Below are 16,401 nucleotides of genomic sequence, written 5' to 3'. Positions count from 1 at the left end.
TAATGGCTGCATCTAATCTTTCCGGGCGCACGCCGCTGATGGCGGGCAACTGGAAGATGAACCTCAACCACCTCGAGGCCATCGCCCACGTCCAGAAGCTCGCCTTCGCCCTGGCCGACAAGGACTACGAGGCCGTCGAGGTCGCCGTCCTGCCGCCCTTCACCGACCTGCGCTCCGTGCAGACCCTGGTCGACGGCGACAAGCTGAAGATCAAGTACGGCGCCCAGGACATGTCGGCCCAGGACTCCGGCGCCTACACCGGCGAGATCTCCGGCTCCATGCTGGCCAAGCTGAAGTGCACCTACGTGGCGATCGGCCACTCCGAGCGCCGCCAGTACCACGCCGAGACGGACGAGATCGTCAACGCCAAGGTCAAGGCCGCCTTCAAGCACGGCCTCACCCCGATCATGTGCGTCGGCGAGGAGCTGGAGGTCCGCGAGGCCGGCAACGCCGTCCCGCACACCCTCGCCCAGGTCGAGGGCGGTCTGAAGGACATCCCGGCCGAGCAGGCCGAGACCATCGTCATCGCCTACGAGCCCGTCTGGGCCATCGGCACCGGCAAGGTCTGCGGCGCCGAGGACGCCCAGGAGGTCTGTGCCGCCATCCGCGCCAAGCTCGCCGAGCTGTACTCGCAGGAACTGGCCGACAAGGTCCGCATCCAGTACGGCGGCTCCGTGAAGTCCGGCAACGTCGCCGAGATCATGGCCCAGGCCGACATCGACGGCGCCCTGGTCGGCGGTGCCTCGCTCGACGCCGACGAGTTCGTCAAGATCGTACGGTTCCGCGACCAGTGAGTATGCGGTAACGGCGATCCGTCGTACCCTTGCGGGGGCCGGAGGCTTTCACAAGAGCTTCGGCCCCCGTCGTCTATCCAGATCCGAGGAAGTTGGTCCAGCCGTGGTTATGGGGTTCTCGATCGCCCTGATCGTCTTCAGCCTGCTGCTGATGCTGCTGGTGCTGATGCACAAGGGGAAGGGCGGCGGCCTCTCCGACATGTTCGGTGGCGGCATGCAGTCGTCCGTCGGTGGCTCCTCGGTCGCCGAGCGCAACCTCGACCGGATCACCGTTGTGGTTGGTCTGCTGTGGTTCGCGTGCATTGTCGTGCTGGGCATCCTGATGAAGGTGAACAACTGACCGGCACGCACAATCCCGCACGTAAGGCCCCATGTTCGGTACGCGCAGCTGAGCGCGGCCTATCATGGGGCTTGCGTCTAGGTGTGAGGGCTCTGTAACTCCAATCACTGGACGCGCGTTGGGCCTTACGTAGACTGAGGCGCTCGCAGCGAAGCGAAACGCCGACTCGCTTTGCGGCACCATCACGCAGGGAGTTACGACCGTGGCAAGTGGCAACGCGATCCGAGGAAGCCGGGTCGGGGCGGGGCCGATGGGCGAGGCCGAGCGCGGCGAGTCCGCGCCGCGTCTTCGCATCTCCTTCTGGTGCTCCAACGGGCACGAGACGCAGCCCAGCTTCGCCAGCGACGCGCAGGTTCCCGACACCTGGGACTGCCCGCGCTGCGGCTTTCCCGCCGGACAGGACCGGGACAACCCGCCGGACCCGCCGCGGACCGAGCCCTACAAGACGCACCTGGCGTATGTACGGGAACGGCGCAGTGACGCGGACGGCGAGGCGATCCTCGCCGAGGCACTCGCCAAACTGCGGGGCGAAATCTAGGAGTTGAGGACCGGCCGGGCACCTGGGGGTGCCTGGCCGGACCTGTATGGCGCACCGGTCCGCCGGTGGTGGACTCGCGCTCCGAGGCCGATTGTCAGTGCCGCCCTCTACGGTTTGTGCATCGATCTTCTGCATCGATGGACCGAGGGGGAGTTGTGACGACGGCTGAGACCGTGGGAGTGCATGCGCCCGCGTGGCGCGGGGGGTTCGGACGGCTGTGGAGCGCCGCCGTGCTCTCCAGCTTCGGTGATTCCCTGCGTACGGCCGCCCTGCCGCTCCTTGCCATGACGCTGACGGACCGGCCGCTGCTGATCGCCGCGGTCACCGCCTGCGGCTACCTGCCGTGGATCGTCTTCGGGCTGCTCGGCGGCGCCGTCGCCGACCGGGTGGACCAGCGGCGCGCGATGTGGACGGTGGATGCGTTACGCGCCCTGCTGGTCGGCGCGTTCGCGGTGGCCGTGGCGCTCGGTCACGCCTCGATCGGGCTGCTCATCGCGCTGGCCTTCACCCTGACCGCACTCCAGACGCTGTTCGACAACGCCGCGACGGCCCTGCTCCCCGCGCTGGTGGACCATGACGACCTCGGCAGCGCGAACGCCCGTCTGATGACCGGCCAGCGCATCGCCGGCGGACTGGTGGGCGGGCCGGTCGTGCCGGTACTGCTGGCAGTGGGAGCCGCCGCTCCCTTCGCGGCCGACGCCGGTACCTACCTGGTGGCGGCCGTCCTGGTGGCCTCGCTGCGGACCGAGGCGCCCGAGCGAAAGCCGGCACCGGCGGGCAGCACCCTGCGCCGGGAGATCGCGGAGGGACTGCGCACCCTGTGGCGCGACCGGGACCTGCGGGGCCTGTGCGCCGCCACCGCGCTGTGCAACATCGGCATGGGCGCCCAGCTCGCCACCCTGGTCGTCCTGGTGACCGGGTGGCTGGACGCCGGCCCTGTGGGGTACGCGGCGGCGGGCGCCGCGTTCACCGTCGGGGGGCTTGCCGGGGGAGTGGTGAACGGCCGGATCGTGAAGCGGCTGGGCGCGATCCGGGCCGTGCTGTTCGCCGGTGCGATGCAGACCGCGGCCCTCGTCGTCATGGGCACCGTGCGCAGCCTGGCCGTGCTGGTGGCCGCCCTGGTCGTCTTCGGGCTCATGGGCATGGTGTGGAACGTCAACACGACGACGCTCATGCAGCAACGCAGCCCCGTCGAGCTGCTGGGCCGGGTGGCCTCGGCTTTCCGGACCCTGGCCTTCGCCGGGGTGCCGCTCGGCGCGCTGCTGGGCGGTGCCGTCGCCACCGCCTGGGGGCTCAACACTCCGCCCTTGCTCACGGCCGCCTTCTTCGTGCTGGCCCTCACCGCGCTGATACCTGTGCGCAAGCCGGACGTACCTGTTGTTGCGCCGGACGACTTCGCCACGACGGCTCGCGCCCCGCGCTGATCAATTAGGTTGGAACCGCTGGGACAGGCACGAAAGAAGGCTGAAGTCGGACATGAACGCAGACGGCCGTACCAGGCTCAACCAGACGCCCGAGTGGACCGCGCTGGCCAAGCACCGCGAGGAGCTCGGCGAGGTGCGGCTGCGGGAGCTGTTCGCCGCCGATCCGGGGCGCGGCGCGGGGTACACGCTGCAGGTCGGTGACCTGCACATCGACTACTCCAAGCACCTCGTCACCGACGAGACCCTGCGGCTGCTGCGCGAGCTGGCCGTCGCGACGGACGTGTTCGGGCTGCGGGACGCCATGTTCCGCGGCGAGAAGATCAACACCACCGAGGACCGCGCCGTCCTGCACACCGCGCTGCGCGCGCCGCGTGACGCGGTGATCGAGGTCGACGGGGAGAACGTCGTCCCGGGTGTACACGCCGTCCTGGACCGGATGGCCGACTTCGCCGAGCGGGTCCGCTCCGGCGTCTGGACCGGCCACACCGGCAAGCGCATCAAGAACGTCGTCAACATCGGCATCGGCGGCTCCGACCTCGGCCCGGCGATGGCGTACGAGGTACTGCGCAGCTACACCGACCGCGGCCTCACCGTCCGCTTCGTGTCGAACGTCGACGGCGCCGACCTGCACGAGGCGACCCGCGACCTGGACGCGGCCGAGACGCTGTTCATCATCGCCTCCAAGACGTTCACCACGATCGAGACGATCAGCAACGCCACCTCGGCCCGCAACTGGCTGCTGGGAGAGCTGAAGGCGGGGCAGGAGGCCGTCGCCAAGCACTTCGTCGCGCTGTCGACGAATGCCGAGAAGGTCGCCGACTTCGGCATCGACACGGCCAACATGTTCGAGTTCTGGGACTGGGTCGGCGGGCGCTACTCGTACGACTCGGCCATCGGGCTCTCGCTCATGGTCGCCATCGGTCCGGACCGCTTCCGCGAGATGCTCGACGGCTTCCGGATCGTCGACGAGCACTTCCGCACCGCGCCCGCCGAGTCCAACGTGCCACTGCTGCTGGGCCTGTTGGGCATCTGGTACGGCAACTTCCACGACGCCCAGTCGCACGCCGTGCTGCCGTACAGCCACTACCTGTCCAAGTTCACGGCGTATCTGCAGCAGCTGGACATGGAGTCCAACGGCAAGTACGTCGGCCGGGACGGGCGGGAGGTCGACTGGCAGACCGGGCCGGTCGTGTGGGGCACGCCGGGCACCAACGGGCAGCACGCGTACTACCAGCTGATCCACCAGGGCACCAAGCTGATCCCGGCGGACTTCATCGGCTTCGCCGAGCCGGTCGCCGAGATGAGTGACGAACTCAAGGCGCAGCACGACCTGTTGATGGCGAACTTCTTCGCCCAGACGCAGGCGCTGGCGTTCGGCAAGACGCCGGACGAGGTGCGTGCGGAGGGGGTGCCCGAGGAGCTGGTGGCCCACAAGACGTTCAAGGGCAACCATCCGACGACCACGGTCCTCGCGCGCGAGCTGACCCCGTCCGTGCTCGGTCAGCTGATCGCGTTGTACGAGCACAAGGTGTTCGTGCAGGGAGCGGTGTGGAACATCGACTCCTTCGACCAGTGGGGAGTGGAGCTCGGCAAGGTCCTCGCCAAGCGGGTCGAGCCCGCGCTGACCGAGGGCGCCGACGTGCCGGGGCTGGACGCGTCGACGAAGGCGCTCGTCGCCAAGTACCGGGAGCTGCGCGGCCGGCGGTGATCGCGGATACGGGAAGCGGGCGGCGCGCGGTCGTCCGCTTCCCGTAGACTCCCTCGTCGATCAAGAGCGCGATCACTCGGGGGAGTGCAAGTTGACCAATCCATACGGGAGTTGGACCGGCGGCACGCTGACTGCCCGTTCGTTCCTGAAGCCCCATCACGTGGCGCGGGCGGTGTTCCACCCGACCTGGATCCCGGGCTCACTGGATCCATCGGTGGACGCGCTCAAGAAGGCGCGTGTCATCGCGGGCGCGGTAGCGGCGTTCGGGGTCTACACCTTCGTCGAGGGCGGTTTCGCCTTCGACGAGATGCTGGACAACGCGGCGACCGCGTGTGTCGTCCTGCTGTTCATCACGCCGCTCACGGTCGGCGTCATGCTTCACATCTGGCGGCGTTCCGGCGCGGGCACAGTACGGCAGCTGCGGGAGCCGCTCGTCAGGTCGCTGAAGTTGCTGCTGCTGTTCATCGGCTCGGCGCTCGGTACGGTGCTGATCTTCCGGATGGGAAACGCTTTGGGGACCCTCGGGGGCATGTTGTTCAGCCTCCTCGGGCTCTGGATGGGCTTCTTCGTGATCGCCGGCGCGTACCGGATCTCGGGGAACTTCTTCGGCACCGCCGCCGTGCACCGCTGTCTGCCGCCGCTGCTCGCCACGGTGACGACCTGGCTCATGGCCATCCCCGATCTCATCACCGGCGACCTGCACGGCCTCGGCCTCGCGATGGGCGTCGTCTTCATCCTGGGCGCCCCCATGACAGTCACGGGCATCGCCCTGCTGGAGATGGGCCGGCTCAGCAGCCGGTACGGCATCCGGCTGGCGGCCCACCCGGCCACCCTGCCGCCCACTCCGACACCGGCCCCGCCGCCACCGTCGTACGCGCCGAACGGGTTCGTGCCACACCAGGGCAACCCGTACGGCCCGCCGAGCGGGACACCTTACGCACCGCCGAGCGGGGCTCCCTACGTACCGCCCGCCGGAAACCCCTACGGCCCGCCCCCGCAGGGCAACCCGTACGCACCGGGCCCGCGGCCGCCGTACAACCCGCCGCCCCCGCACAACCCGCGGTAGCCCCGCAGGTCAGGCGACCGCGCTCAGTGTGTCCGCGAGGCGGCGGCGGGCCGCGCGGGAGGCCGGGACGGTGGCGAGGGCGGCCGCACCCGTGACTGCCGCCGCGCCGAACAGCAGCAGGAGAGCGACGGACGGGCCCTGGGCGATCCCGGCGCCGATGCCGCTCGATCTGCCCTGGGCGTCGATCAGCCAGTGCGCGAGGGGTGCGCCCAGTGTCGTGCCGATGACGACCGCGGCCAGGGCGGTGCAGGCGGTGGACGTGACGGTGATCGCGGTGATCTGCCGTGGGGACAGGCCGATGGCCTTGAGGGCCAGCAGGTCGCGTTCGCTCTCGCGGACGGTGCCGCCGATCGCGGTCAGTAGTTCGATGAGCCCGATGAGGGCCAGCACGGCGATCAGGCCCACGACGACTCCGCGCAGGGGGGAGAGGCCGTCGGCGGGGTTCGGTACGGCGTGTACGTCCAGGCGTCCGTGCCCGGCGGCGGTCAGGCGGTCGGCCACCTCGTACGGTTCGGTGCCCGGGCGGAGCCGTAGCTCGTAGAGGGTGGGGCCGAGGCCCGGGTCGTTCTCGCGGAGGGTGTCGAGGGAGGTGGAGATGACCCGGCCGGCGTTCTCGGGCTCGATGCTGCGGCCCACGATGTGCAGGATCTGCGGCTGGTCGCCGACGGTCATCCGCACCCAGTCGCCGACCTTCACGTCCAGCAGATCGAGCAGGCCCTGCCCGGCCACGGCCTCGTCGCGGCCCTGCGCGGCACGGCCCTCGGCCAGGGCGTACGGGTAGGGGTCCTCGCGGGTGCCGAGGCCGCGCAGGGCGATCGTGGCCGTCTGGCCCGGGACCAGGGCGGCCACCTCGACGCCCGGGTAGGCGGCGGCGACCTGCGGGTCGCGTTCCAGCAGCGTGCGGGCGTCCCGGTCGGGCAGGCCGGAGTCGGCGTGGACGGTGAGGGCGGTCGGCAGACCGATCTGTTCGGGCCTGCTGTCGAACCGGTCGATGGTGGTCCACGCACTCATCGCCACCACGATCAGCAGCAGCGGCAGCGCGAGCCGGGCGACCGTGGCCAGCGACCGCAGTCGGCGCGTGAACGCCCGGTGCCAGCCCAGCACCAGCGCGGGCGGCAGCCGCAGCCCGAGGGCCTGCCGGGCCACGCCGGAAAGCCGCCCGCCGAGCGGAGCCGCGGGCCGCGGCACCGGCACCGGGGGCACCCGCCCCGCCCGCCACGCGGCGAGCCCCGTGGTCGCGCCGATGAAGAGCACCGCCCCCACGGGCACCACGAACAGCGCCACGCCGTGCCCGGGCAGCCCCTGCCACACCCCGACCGCGTCCCCGAGCCGCCCCGGGACATGGCTGCCCACGGCCTGGATGAGGGCCGCCGCGGCCACGGCACCCAGCAGCGCGTAGGCGAGGTGCTGGAGCAGGAAGACGCGGACCACCTGACCCGGCGTGAAGCCGATCGCCTTCAGCACGGAGATGTCCCGCAGATGGCCGCGGATACGGGTGCCGATCGCCCCGTGCACGGCGAGCCCGGCGGCGACCAGGGCGCCCAGTCCGAACAGGCCCAGCACCTGCCCGAGCAGCCGGTTGTCGCCCTGTGCCTCGGCGCGCGCCTGTTTCCAGGTGGAGACCTCGCCGACCGCGCCGGCGCCCAGCACGGTCACGGCGCGCTGTACGGCGTAGTCCGTGTCGTCGGGGTCCGTCAGACGCAGCCCGATCACCTGGCCGCCGGGATCGCGCACGGCGGCCGGCGGCGCCCAGACCAGGCCCGGCTGCTCGCCCGGCCGGTAGCGCGGCTCGGCGCTGTCGGCGATGCCGAGAACGGTCAGGGTCCGGCCGGTGCCGGGCAGGGTGAGCGTGTCTCCGGGGGCGGCCAGGAGGGCGCGGGCCAGGCGGCTCTCCAGGACGACGCCGTTGGGGTTCGCGGGGTCCAGCCAGTGGCCGGAGGTGAGGAGCGGGCGGTCGACGGCGGGACGGTCGGGGGTGCCGCGCAGTTCGACGGAGGCGCGGGTGCCGCGGGAGGCCAGGGTGGTGGAGGCGGTGGGGTAGGGGCCCGCGACGGAGTCGACGCCGTCGAGCTCGGCGAGTTTCCCGGTGTCGGCCGAGGCGCCGGTGTGCAGCCAGACGTGTGCGCCGTGCGCCTGGGTGAAGACGCGCTGCCAGGGGTTGGTGGCGTAGCCGAACAGCGCCGTGGCCAGCAACAGCGAGACGACGATCCCGGCCGTGGCCAGCACGAGGAACAGCGCCTCGCCGCGGTGCGTACGCAGATCGGAGTGCGCCCAGCGCAGGGTGGCTCGCACGGGCCTCAGCCCCTCGGCCCGGATGCGGGGCAGTGGTCGTACACCCGTATGTCCACCCGCATGTCAGTCCTTGAGCTCCAGCACACCGGATATCCCCGCCCGGCGCGGCGGTGTGCCGCCGTCCAGTTCGGCGTCGTCGGCGATGCGACCGTCGAAGAAGCTGATCACGCGGTCCGCCGCGCTCGCCAGCCGGGCGTCATGCGTGACCAGCACGATCGTCTGGCCGCGCTGGTGGAAGCGGGACAGCAGGCGCATCACCTCGCGGGTGCCCTTGCTATCCAGGCTGCCGGCGGGTTCGTCGGCCAGCAGGAGAGGGGGACGGTTGACCAGCGCGCGGGCCAGTGCGACGCGCTGCTGTTCGCCGCCGGACAGCTCGCCCGGCATGCTCCGCTCCTTGCCCACGAGGCCCAGCTCGCCCAGCAGCTCCGCCCGCTCGGCACGGGCCCGCTTCGGCGGGACGCCGGCGAGCAGCGCGGGCAGCTCGACGTTGTCGGCGACGGACAGGTCGGAGACCAGGTTGAAGAACTGGAAGACGATCCCGATGCGCTTCCTGCGCTCCACCGCCCAGCGGGCCTCGCTCCACGCGTCGGCGCACTCGCCGTCCAGCCAGATGCCGCCGCTGTCGGGCCGCTGCAGTCCGCCGAGCAGATGCAGCAAAGTCGACTTACCGGCACCGGACGGACCGGTGACGGCCACGAACTCGCCCTGCCGGACGGCAAGATCGACCCCCCGCACGGCATGCGCCGGAGCGCCCTCGCCGTAATGCGTCTTGACCAGGCCCTCGGCGCGCAGCAGAGGGCTCTCGGTACGCGGCGCAGAAGTCTCCGCGCCCAGCGCAGGAGTGGAATCGTCGCTCACTCCAGCTCCTCCAGCTCTTCCTGGCACCGCTCGAGCCAGTCGAGGTCGGCCTGCAGATGCAGCATCGCGCCCTCGATCAGCAGATGGGCGATGCGGTTGTCCCGGTCCTCGGCGGCGGCCAGCTTCGACAGTTGACGCATGGTGTTCAAGTACTGGCGCCGTTGTTTGTTGATGAGGGCGATCTGGTCGGCGAGACCCGTCTGCGGGGCGACGGCCAGCTTCATGAAGAACTCGTCCCGCACCCGTGGCTCGTCCTCGGGCTCCTCGAACCAGGCGCGCAGCGCCTCACGCCCGGCGTCGGTGAGGTGGTAGACCTTCTTATTGGGCCGGCTCGACTGCTCGACGTCCTCGCCCTCTATCAGTCCCGATTTCTCGAGACGGCCGAGGGTCACATAGATCTGGCCGACGTTCGGCTGAGGGTACGCGGAGCCCAGCAGTTGCTCAAGGTCCTGCTTCAGCTCGTAGCCGTGGGCCGGGCCGCGCGCCAGCAGGGCCAGGAGGGGCAGCCGCACTCGTGCTCTCCTCCTCGCATCTGGTTAATGTGCTGCGAGGCCTAGTATCGCGCATACCTAACAGGTATACATGGCCTCTGACCCCGGACGAAGACGTTCGGCGCCAGGTGTACAGGGAGGAACCTATGCGGTGGATCCATGCCGCCGGTAGGGGCCTTCTCGTCCTCGTCGTGATCCTGACCGGCTATATCGCCTCCGGCGCCCGCGCCGACGAGGGTCCGGCGGCGGGCAGGGGGCCCATGACCCTCGCCACCGCGGGCGATCTCACCGGCTATCTCGGCTCCGTCCTGGACGGCTGGAACCGCACCCACCCCGGCGAAAAGGTCACCCTCGTCGAACTGCCCGACTCCGCCGACGAGACCCACGCGCAGATGGCCACCGACCTGCGTGCCGGCGATCGCAGCCGCTTCGACGTCCTCAACATCGACGTCAGCTGGACCTCGGAGTTCGCGGCGCAGGGCTGGATCCGCCCGCTGGAGCGCGACCGCTTCCCGCTGGAGACCTTCCTGCCGCCGGTCGTGGACACGGCAACCTATGACGGGCGGTTGTACGCGGTCCCGTACGTCACCAACGCCGGCCTGCTCCTCTACCGCAAGGACATCCTCGCCAAGGAGGGCGTCGACCCACCGCGCACCTGGTCCGCACTGGAACGGGCCGCGAGGACCATCGCGCCCAAGTACGGCCTGGACGGCTACGCGGGCCAGTTCCTGCCGTACGAGGGCCTCACCGTCAACGCCGCCGAGGCCGTCTACTCGGCGGGCGGCTCGATCCTCGGCGACGAGGGCGAGCGCGTCACCGTGGACTCGACGGCCGCCCGCGAAGGCATCGGGTTCCTCGCCCGGGGCGTGCGCGAGGGCTGGATCCCGAAGCGGGCGCTCACCTTCAAGGAGGAGGAGTCGAAGCAGGCCTTCCAGGACGGACGTCTGCTCTTCCTCCGCAATTGGCCGTACGCCTATGTCGGCGCCTCGGCCAAGGGCTCGCCGGTCGCCGGGAAGATCGGCGCCGTACCGCTGCCGGGTCCGGACGGGCCGGGGACGAGTGTGCTGGGCGGCTCCAACCTCGCCGTCAGCACGCATGCCCGGCACCCCGACTCGGCCGCCCGCCTGATCGCGTACCTGACCAGCGAGCGCGTCCAGCGCCAGGTCCTCACGCGCGGCGCGCTGCCGCCCGTACGGGCCGACCTGTACGAGGATCCGGGGCTGGTGCGGGAGTTCCCGTATCTGCCAACCCTGCGCGAGAGCGTGCGCACGGCCGCGCCGCGCCCCAAGAGCCCGCGTTACGACCAGGTGAGCCTGGTGGTGCAGGCGGTCGTGCACGACGCGATGACCGGGCGTGAGACGCCCGAGGCGGCGGTGCGGCGGCTGGCGCGGGAGCTCGACGCCCTCGCTCGCCGCTAGTTACTTGTTAGGTAACGCCGAGGTCTCTTCTCGGGTCGTTTCTGGCGAATAAGTCCGGATATTACCGGCTAACCCTTCGGTAGCTTGCGTCCTACTCGTTGACACCCTCGCGACACGCCTACCTAACATGCATGCATAACGAGTTCCCATGCAGAGACAGGGCAATGGATTGAACAGGCAGCACTGGTGGCGCGACGCGGTGATCTACCAGGTGTACGTCCGCAGCTTCCTCGACAGCACCGGCGACGGCGTCGGCGATCTCGCCGGGGTCCGGGCCGGGCTGCCGTACCTGAAGAAGCTCGGGGTGGACGGGATCTGGCTGAGCCCCTTCTACCCCTCGCCGCAGCATGACCACGGCTACGACGTGGCCGACTACTGCGACGTCGACCCGATCTTCGGCGACCTCGCCGAGTTCGACCTGCTGGTCGCGGCGGCCCGGCGGCTGGGCGTCAAGGTGTTGCTCGACATCGTCCCCAACCACTGCTCCAGCGAGCACCCGTGGTTCGAGGAGGCGCTGGCCGCCGAACCCGGCAGCGCGGCCCGTGCCCGCTTCCACTTCGCCGACGGCCGCGGCACCGACGGGTCCGAGCCGCCCAACAACTGGCACTCCATGTTCGGCGGCCCGGCCTGGAGCCGGGTCACCGAGGCGGACGGGCGGCCCGGCCAGTGGTACCTGCACATGTTCGCGCCCGAGCAGCCCGACTGGAACTGGCGCAATCCCGAGATCGGTGCCGAGTTCGACCGCATCCTGCGCTTCTGGCTGGACCGGGGCATCGACGGCTTCCGTATCGACGTCGCCGCCGGCCTGTACAAGCATCCCGAGCTGCCCGACTCCGACGACCCGGAGGCCGACGCCCGCACCCGCGACTCGGTCAACCCGCTCGCCTGGAACCAGCCCGAGGTGCACGAGGTGTGGCGCCACTGGCGCTCCATATGCGAGGAGTACGCCCTCCGCGACGGCCGTGACCGGCTCCTCGTCGGCGAGGTGTCCGTCCCGACCGCGCGCGAACACGCCCAGTACGTTCGCCCGGACGAGCTCCACCAGGCCTTCTTCTTCGACCTGCTCAGCGCGCCCTGGGAGGCTGACGCCTTCCGCAAGGTGATCTCCGAGGCCATGCAGGACATAGCCGGCACGGGCTCGACGGTCACCTGGGTCCTCAACAACCACGACCAGGTCCGCACCGTCACCCGGTACGGCGAACCCGCCACCGAGGGCAGCGGCCTCGGCGCCGCCCGCGCCCGCGCCGCCGCGCTGCTGATGCTGGCGCTGCCCGGAGCCGCGTACATCTACCAGGGCGAGGAGCTGGGCCTGCCCGAGGTCGTCGACCTGCCCGACGACGTGCTCACCGACCCGATCTTCCGCCGCACCGGCAGCCGGGCCCGCATCCGCGACGGCTGCCGGGTGCCGCTGCCGTGGTCGGGACAGGCGTCGCCCTTCGGCTTCACCTCCGGCGCCGAGAGCGCCAAGCCGTGGCTGCCGCAGCCGGAGTACTTCGCCGAGTACGCCACCGACCGCGCCCTCGCCGACACCCGCTCCTTCTGGCACCTGTACCGCGACGGCCTTCAACTGCGGGACGCACTGCCCCAGCTGGGCGAAGGCACCCTGCGCTGGCTGGACACCCCGCCCGGCGTCCTGGCCTTCGTTCGCGGCGACGGCCTCGTCTGCGCCGTCAACTTCGGTACGGCGACCGTGCCCGCGCCGGTCTCCGGCTCCCCGCTGCTGTCGAGCGGCCCCTGCCCGGCCGGGGTGCTGCCCGGCTCGACGGCCGCCTGGTGGATGAGCGACGGGACCGAGTCCACCTCTGCCTGATCCTCCGTCAGTTTCCCCATCCCCGAAGGGACATCAACGATGATGCGACGACGTACCACCCTGCTCACCGGCTGCACCGCCCTCGTCCTGGCACTCGGCGCGACCGCCTGTGGCGGCGGGCCGGTCTCCGCGGGCGGCGGTGACAAGGCGCTCAGTGGTCAGACGGTCACCGTGGCCGGTGTCTGGTCCGGCACCGAGCAGAAGAACTTCCAGAAGGTGCTGGACGCGTTCACCGAGAAGACCGGCGCCAAGACCCAGTTCACCTCCACCGGGGACAACGTCTCCACCGTCGTCGGCAGCAAGATCGAGGGCGGCAACGCCCCCGATGTCGTGATGGTCCCGCAGGTCGGCGTGCTCCAGCAGTTCGCGAAGAACGACTGGCTCAAGCCGCTGTCCAAGACCACCCAGCAGTCCGTGGACGCGGGCTTCGCACCCGTGTGGAAGGACTACGGCAGCGTCGACGGCACCCTCTACGGCCTCTACTTCAAGGCCGCCCACAAGTCGACCGTCTGGTACAGCCCCGACGCCCTCGCCCAGGCCGGCGTCGAGCCGCCGAAGACGTACGACGCGATGCTCAAGGCCGGGCACACCGTCTCCGATTCCGGGCTCGCCGCCTTCTCGGTCGCCGGGCAGGACGGCTGGACGCTGACCGACTGGTTCGAGAACGTCTACCTCTCCCAGGCCGGACCCGAGAAGTACGACGCCCTCGCCGCGCACAAGCTGAAGTGGACCGACGCGTCCGTGGTCGAGGCGCTGACCACCCTCGGCAAGCTGTTCAAGGACAAGCAGCTGATCGCGGGCGGCCAGAAGGGCGCCCTCAACACCGACTTCCCCGGCTCGGTGGAGAAGGTGTTCGGGCCGAAGCCCGAGGCGGGCATGGTCTACGAGGGCGACTTCGTCGCGGGCGTCGCCAAGGACCAGTTCGGCAAGTCGATCGGCGAGGACGCGAACTTCTTCCCCTTCCCGGCGGTCGGCGGCGGCAAGGCGCCGGTCGTCAGCGGCGGCGACGCGGCCGTCGTCCTGAAGGACGGCAAGAACCAGAAGGCCGGCATGGCGCTCCTCGAGTACCTGGCGACTCCGGAGGCCGCGGCGGTGTGGGCCGAGGCGGGCGGCTTCCTCTCCCCGAACAAGAACGTCGACCTCGCGTCGTACGGCGACGACGTCACCCGCGCGACCGCCAAGTCCCTTGTCTCGGCGGGCGATTCGGTCCGCTTCGACATGTCCGACCAGGCCCCGGCGGCGTTCGGCGGCACGAAGGGCGCGGGCGAGTGGAAGCTCCTGCAGGACTTCCTGCGCGACCCGTCGGACCCGAAGGGCACGGCGGCGAAGCTGGAGGCCGCGGCGGCCAAGGCGTACGAGGGCCAGGGCTGACGCGACATGACCGCCACTCTCCTGAAAGAGGCGAGCCGCGGGGCCGCCGTGGGCCCGGGCAGGGAGCGTGCCCGGCGCTCGCGGCGGCGCGCGCGGATCATCGCCCTGCTCTTCGTCTTCCCCGCGCTGCTCCTGCTGGGCGCCCTGGTCGTGTACCCGGTGCTGTTCTCGATCGGCCGCAGCTTCTTCGACGCCTCCGGCACCCGTTTCGTGGGCGGCGAGAACTACACCGAGATGTTCCGCGACCCGGCGACGCTCAAGGCCATCCGCAACACCACGATCTGGGTGGTGGTGGCCCCCGCCCTGCTGACCGGCCTCGGCCTGATCCTGGCCGTGCTGGTGGAGAAGGTCCGCTGGGCGACCGCGTTCAAGCTGCTGCTGTTCATGCCGATGGCCGTGTCCTTCCTCGCCGCCGGCATCATCTTCCGGCTCGCCTACGACGAGGACCCGGACAAGGGCGTGCTGAACGCCGCCGCCGTCTCCGTGCACGACGCCTTCCAGGGCACGTCGACGTATCCGACGGCCCGGGCGCGCGACGGGCAGGGGCTGACGAAGGGCACGGACGGCTCGTATCGCACGAGCGCGAGCGTGTCGCCGGGCGAGGCGGTGACGCTGGGGCTGGTCGGCGTCCTGCCCGACGACCTGCCCGGGGGCACCGAGCCGGCCTACGCGGCGGCGGGGCACAAAGCGAGCCCCGGTGAGCTGCGCGGCGTCGTGTACCTCGACTTCACGCCCGGTGGGGGAGGGGAGCAGGGCAAGGTCGACCGGCGGGAGAACGGGCTGCCGGAGATGAAGGTCGAGGCGGTGCGGGCCGGGAAGACGGTCGCGTCGACGACCACGGCGTCCGACGGCTCGTTCCGCTTCGAGGGGCTGGACGAAGGCTCGTACACGGTGAGGCTGCCGGCCTCGAACTTCGCCGCGCCCTACGAGGGCATCTCCTGGCTCGGGCCCACGCTCGTGACACCGGCGATCATCGGGGCGTACCTGTGGATCTGGACCGGCTTCGCGATGGTCCTGATCGGCGCGGGCCTCTCGGCCCTGCCCCGGGACGCGCTGGAGGCGGCGCGGATGGACGGCGCGAACGAGTGGCAGATCTTCCGGCGGATCACGGTGCCGCTGCTGGCGCCGGTGCTGACGGTGGTCTTCGTGACCCTCGTGATCAACGTGATGAAGGTCTTCGACCTCGTCTACATCATCGCGCCCGGGCCGGTGCAGGAGGACGCGACCGTGCTCGCGACGCAGATGTGGCTGGTGTCGTTCGGCGGCGGCAACAACCAAGGGCTGGGCAGCGCACTGGGTGTGCTTCTGCTGTTGCTGGTGATTCCCGCCATGGTCTTCAACGTCCGTCGTTTTCGAGGGAGTCAGCGATGAACGCGGTCAGGCGTGGGCTGGGCAACGGGGTCGTCCAGGCGCTTCTCGTGGTGGTCGGGCTGGTGTGGCTGACACCGCTCGCCGGGTTGTTCCTGTCGTCACTGCGGTCCGCCGAGGACACGGCCAAGGGCGGCTGGTGGACGGTGTTCACCAGTCCCGGCCAGCTGTCCTTCGACAACTACTCGGCGCTGCTGGGGAACGCCGGGATCAGCCAGGCCTTCTGGAACACCGTGCTGATCTCGGTGCCGGCGACCCTGCTGGTGGTCGTCCTCGCGGCGCTCGCCGGGTACGCCTTCGCGTGGCTGGACTTTCCCGGGCGGGAGGCGATCTTCCTGGTCGTGGTGGCGCTGCTCGTGGTGCCCGTGCAGATCGGCCTTCTTCCGGTCGCCAAACTCTTCGGTCAGCTGGGGCTGTTCGGCACGATTCCCGGGGTCGTCCTCTTCCATGTGGCGTACGGGCTGCCGTTCGCCGTGTTCCTGCTGCGGAACTACTTCGCCGAGATGCCGAAGGAGATGCTGGAGGCGGCGCGGATGGATGGGGGCAGCGAGTGGCGGATCTTCACGCGGCTCGTGCTGCCGGTGGGGCGACCCGCGATTGCCTCGCTGGCCATCTTCCAGTTCCTGTGGGTGTGGAACGACATGCTGGTGGCGTTGCTGTTCGCCGACAGTGCGTCGCAGCCGTTGACTGTTGAACTCCAGTCGCAGATAAGGCAGTTCGGCAGCAACATCGATGTGCTGGCGCCGGGGGCGTTTGTGTCGCTGGTGGTGCCGGTGGTCGTGTTCTTCGCGTTTCAGCGGCACTTTGTGCAGGGGGTCATGGCGGGCTCGGTGAAGTAGGGGTTCCTCGCCCCCGCCGCCCCTACCCATTCCCGTCCCCTGGGGGCTGCCGCCCCCAGACCCCCGCTTCGGCCCTGAACGGGC

14 protein-coding genes are annotated in these 16,401 nt (G+C 70.4%); 11 read left to right on the top strand and 3 right to left on the bottom strand.

Annotation, left to right across the window (positions count from 1 at the left end):
- Positions 1-38: 38 nt before the first annotated feature.
- The 6 genes from tpiA (at position 39) to ACTMVF_RS25115 (ending at position 5,870) form a co-directional block, all read left to right on the top strand.
- Positions 39-794, top strand: a complete 756-nt coding sequence (gene tpiA / locus ACTMVF_RS25140) for a triose-phosphate isomerase (RefSeq protein ID WP_441273595.1) — start codon at positions 39-41, stop codon at positions 792-794.
- A gap of 109 nt (positions 795-903) precedes the next feature.
- Positions 904-1,134: a preprotein translocase subunit SecG gene (gene secG / locus ACTMVF_RS25135; protein ID WP_009300451.1), complete on the top strand. Its 231-nt coding sequence runs from the start codon at positions 904-906 to the stop codon at positions 1,132-1,134.
- A 202-nt stretch (positions 1,135-1,336) separates the two neighbouring features.
- The gene (locus tag ACTMVF_RS25130) at positions 1,337-1,672 is read left to right on the top strand and encodes an RNA polymerase-binding protein RbpA (RefSeq protein ID WP_003957010.1); all 336 of its coding nucleotides are present in this window, start codon (positions 1,337-1,339) and stop codon (positions 1,670-1,672) included.
- 155 nt (positions 1,673-1,827) lie between these two features.
- Positions 1,828-3,096 (top strand): MFS transporter, encoded by a 1,269-nt coding sequence (locus ACTMVF_RS25125; RefSeq protein WP_441273374.1) that lies wholly within the window; start codon positions 1,828-1,830, stop codon positions 3,094-3,096.
- A 52-nt stretch (positions 3,097-3,148) separates the two neighbouring features.
- Positions 3,149-4,804, top strand: coding sequence for a glucose-6-phosphate isomerase (gene pgi, locus ACTMVF_RS25120; RefSeq protein ID WP_441273373.1), 1,656 nt, complete (start codon positions 3,149-3,151; stop codon positions 4,802-4,804).
- A 91-nt stretch (positions 4,805-4,895) separates the two neighbouring features.
- Positions 4,896-5,870, top strand: coding sequence for a proline-rich domain-containing protein (locus ACTMVF_RS25115; protein ID WP_441273372.1), 975 nt, complete (start codon positions 4,896-4,898; stop codon positions 5,868-5,870).
- 9 nt (positions 5,871-5,879) lie between these two features.
- On the opposite strand, the gene ACTMVF_RS25110 is transcribed toward ACTMVF_RS25115, so the two are convergent.
- The 3 genes from ACTMVF_RS25110 to ACTMVF_RS25100 form a co-directional block, all read right to left on the bottom strand.
- Positions 5,880-8,162: an ABC transporter permease gene (locus tag ACTMVF_RS25110; protein WP_441273371.1), complete on the bottom strand. Its 2,283-nt coding sequence runs from the start codon at positions 8,160-8,162 to the stop codon at positions 5,880-5,882.
- A 63-nt stretch (positions 8,163-8,225) separates the two neighbouring features.
- Positions 8,226-9,020, bottom strand: a complete 795-nt coding sequence (locus tag ACTMVF_RS25105) for an ABC transporter ATP-binding protein (RefSeq protein WP_441273370.1) — start codon at positions 9,018-9,020, stop codon at positions 8,226-8,228.
- Positions 9,017-9,532 carry a PadR family transcriptional regulator gene (locus ACTMVF_RS25100; protein WP_062719185.1) on the bottom strand — a complete coding sequence of 172 codons (516 nt, stop codon included), beginning with the start codon at positions 9,530-9,532 and terminating at the stop codon, positions 9,017-9,019. Before ACTMVF_RS25100 ends, ACTMVF_RS25105 begins: the two co-directional genes overlap by 4 nt.
- A gap of 125 nt (positions 9,533-9,657) precedes the next feature.
- Between ACTMVF_RS25100 and ACTMVF_RS25095 the strand changes: the two genes are divergently transcribed.
- From ACTMVF_RS25095 to ACTMVF_RS25075, 5 genes are all read left to right on the top strand, one after another.
- On the top strand, positions 9,658-10,929 hold the full coding sequence (locus ACTMVF_RS25095; protein WP_441273369.1) for an ABC transporter substrate-binding protein: 1,272 nt from the start codon (positions 9,658-9,660) through the stop codon (positions 10,927-10,929).
- A 148-nt stretch (positions 10,930-11,077) separates the two neighbouring features.
- A complete protein-coding gene (locus tag ACTMVF_RS25090; RefSeq protein ID WP_441273368.1) occupies positions 11,078-12,739 on the top strand; it encodes a glycoside hydrolase family 13 protein in 1,662 nt (553 codons plus the stop codon).
- 39 nt (positions 12,740-12,778) lie between these two features.
- Positions 12,779-14,110 carry an ABC transporter substrate-binding protein gene (locus ACTMVF_RS25085; protein WP_441273367.1) on the top strand — a complete coding sequence of 444 codons (1,332 nt, stop codon included), beginning with the start codon at positions 12,779-12,781 and terminating at the stop codon, positions 14,108-14,110.
- Positions 14,111-14,116: 6 nt separating this feature from the next.
- Positions 14,117-15,481 (top strand): ABC transporter permease subunit, encoded by a 1,365-nt coding sequence (locus tag ACTMVF_RS25080; protein ID WP_441273366.1) that lies wholly within the window; start codon positions 14,117-14,119, stop codon positions 15,479-15,481.
- Positions 15,478-16,317, top strand: coding sequence for a carbohydrate ABC transporter permease (locus ACTMVF_RS25075; RefSeq protein WP_441273365.1), 840 nt, complete (start codon positions 15,478-15,480; stop codon positions 16,315-16,317). The genes ACTMVF_RS25080 and ACTMVF_RS25075 overlap by 4 nt, the downstream gene beginning before the upstream one ends.
- Positions 16,318-16,401 lie beyond the last annotated feature (84 nt).

Origin of the sequence: Streptomyces sp. SD31 (assembly GCF_052068475.1) — a bacterium.
Taxonomy (GTDB): Bacteria; Actinomycetota; Actinomycetes; order Streptomycetales; family Streptomycetaceae; genus Streptomyces.
This window is presented reverse-complemented; position numbering and strand designations above follow the sequence as displayed.

Bases quoted from the DNA above. Each gene is read 5' to 3' on its own strand.
- tpiA (WP_441273595.1), top strand. From the start codon at position 39: ATGGCGGGCAACTGGAAGATGAACCTCAACCACCTCGAGGCCATCGCC.
- ACTMVF_RS25090 (WP_441273368.1), top strand. From the start codon at position 11,078: ATGCAGAGACAGGGCAATGGATTGAACAGGCAGCACTGGTGGCGCGAC.
- ACTMVF_RS25080 (WP_441273366.1), top strand. From the start codon at position 14,117: ATGACCGCCACTCTCCTGAAAGAGGCGAGCCGCGGGGCCGCCGTGGGC.
- pgi (WP_441273373.1), top strand. From the start codon at position 3,149: ATGAACGCAGACGGCCGTACCAGGCTCAACCAGACGCCCGAGTGGACC.
- secG (WP_009300451.1), top strand. From the start codon at position 904: ATGGGGTTCTCGATCGCCCTGATCGTCTTCAGCCTGCTGCTGATGCTG.
- ACTMVF_RS25075 (WP_441273365.1), top strand. From the start codon at position 15,478: ATGAACGCGGTCAGGCGTGGGCTGGGCAACGGGGTCGTCCAGGCGCTT.
- ACTMVF_RS25085 (WP_441273367.1), top strand. From the start codon at position 12,779: ATGATGCGACGACGTACCACCCTGCTCACCGGCTGCACCGCCCTCGTC.
- ACTMVF_RS25095 (WP_441273369.1), top strand. From the start codon at position 9,658: ATGCGGTGGATCCATGCCGCCGGTAGGGGCCTTCTCGTCCTCGTCGTG.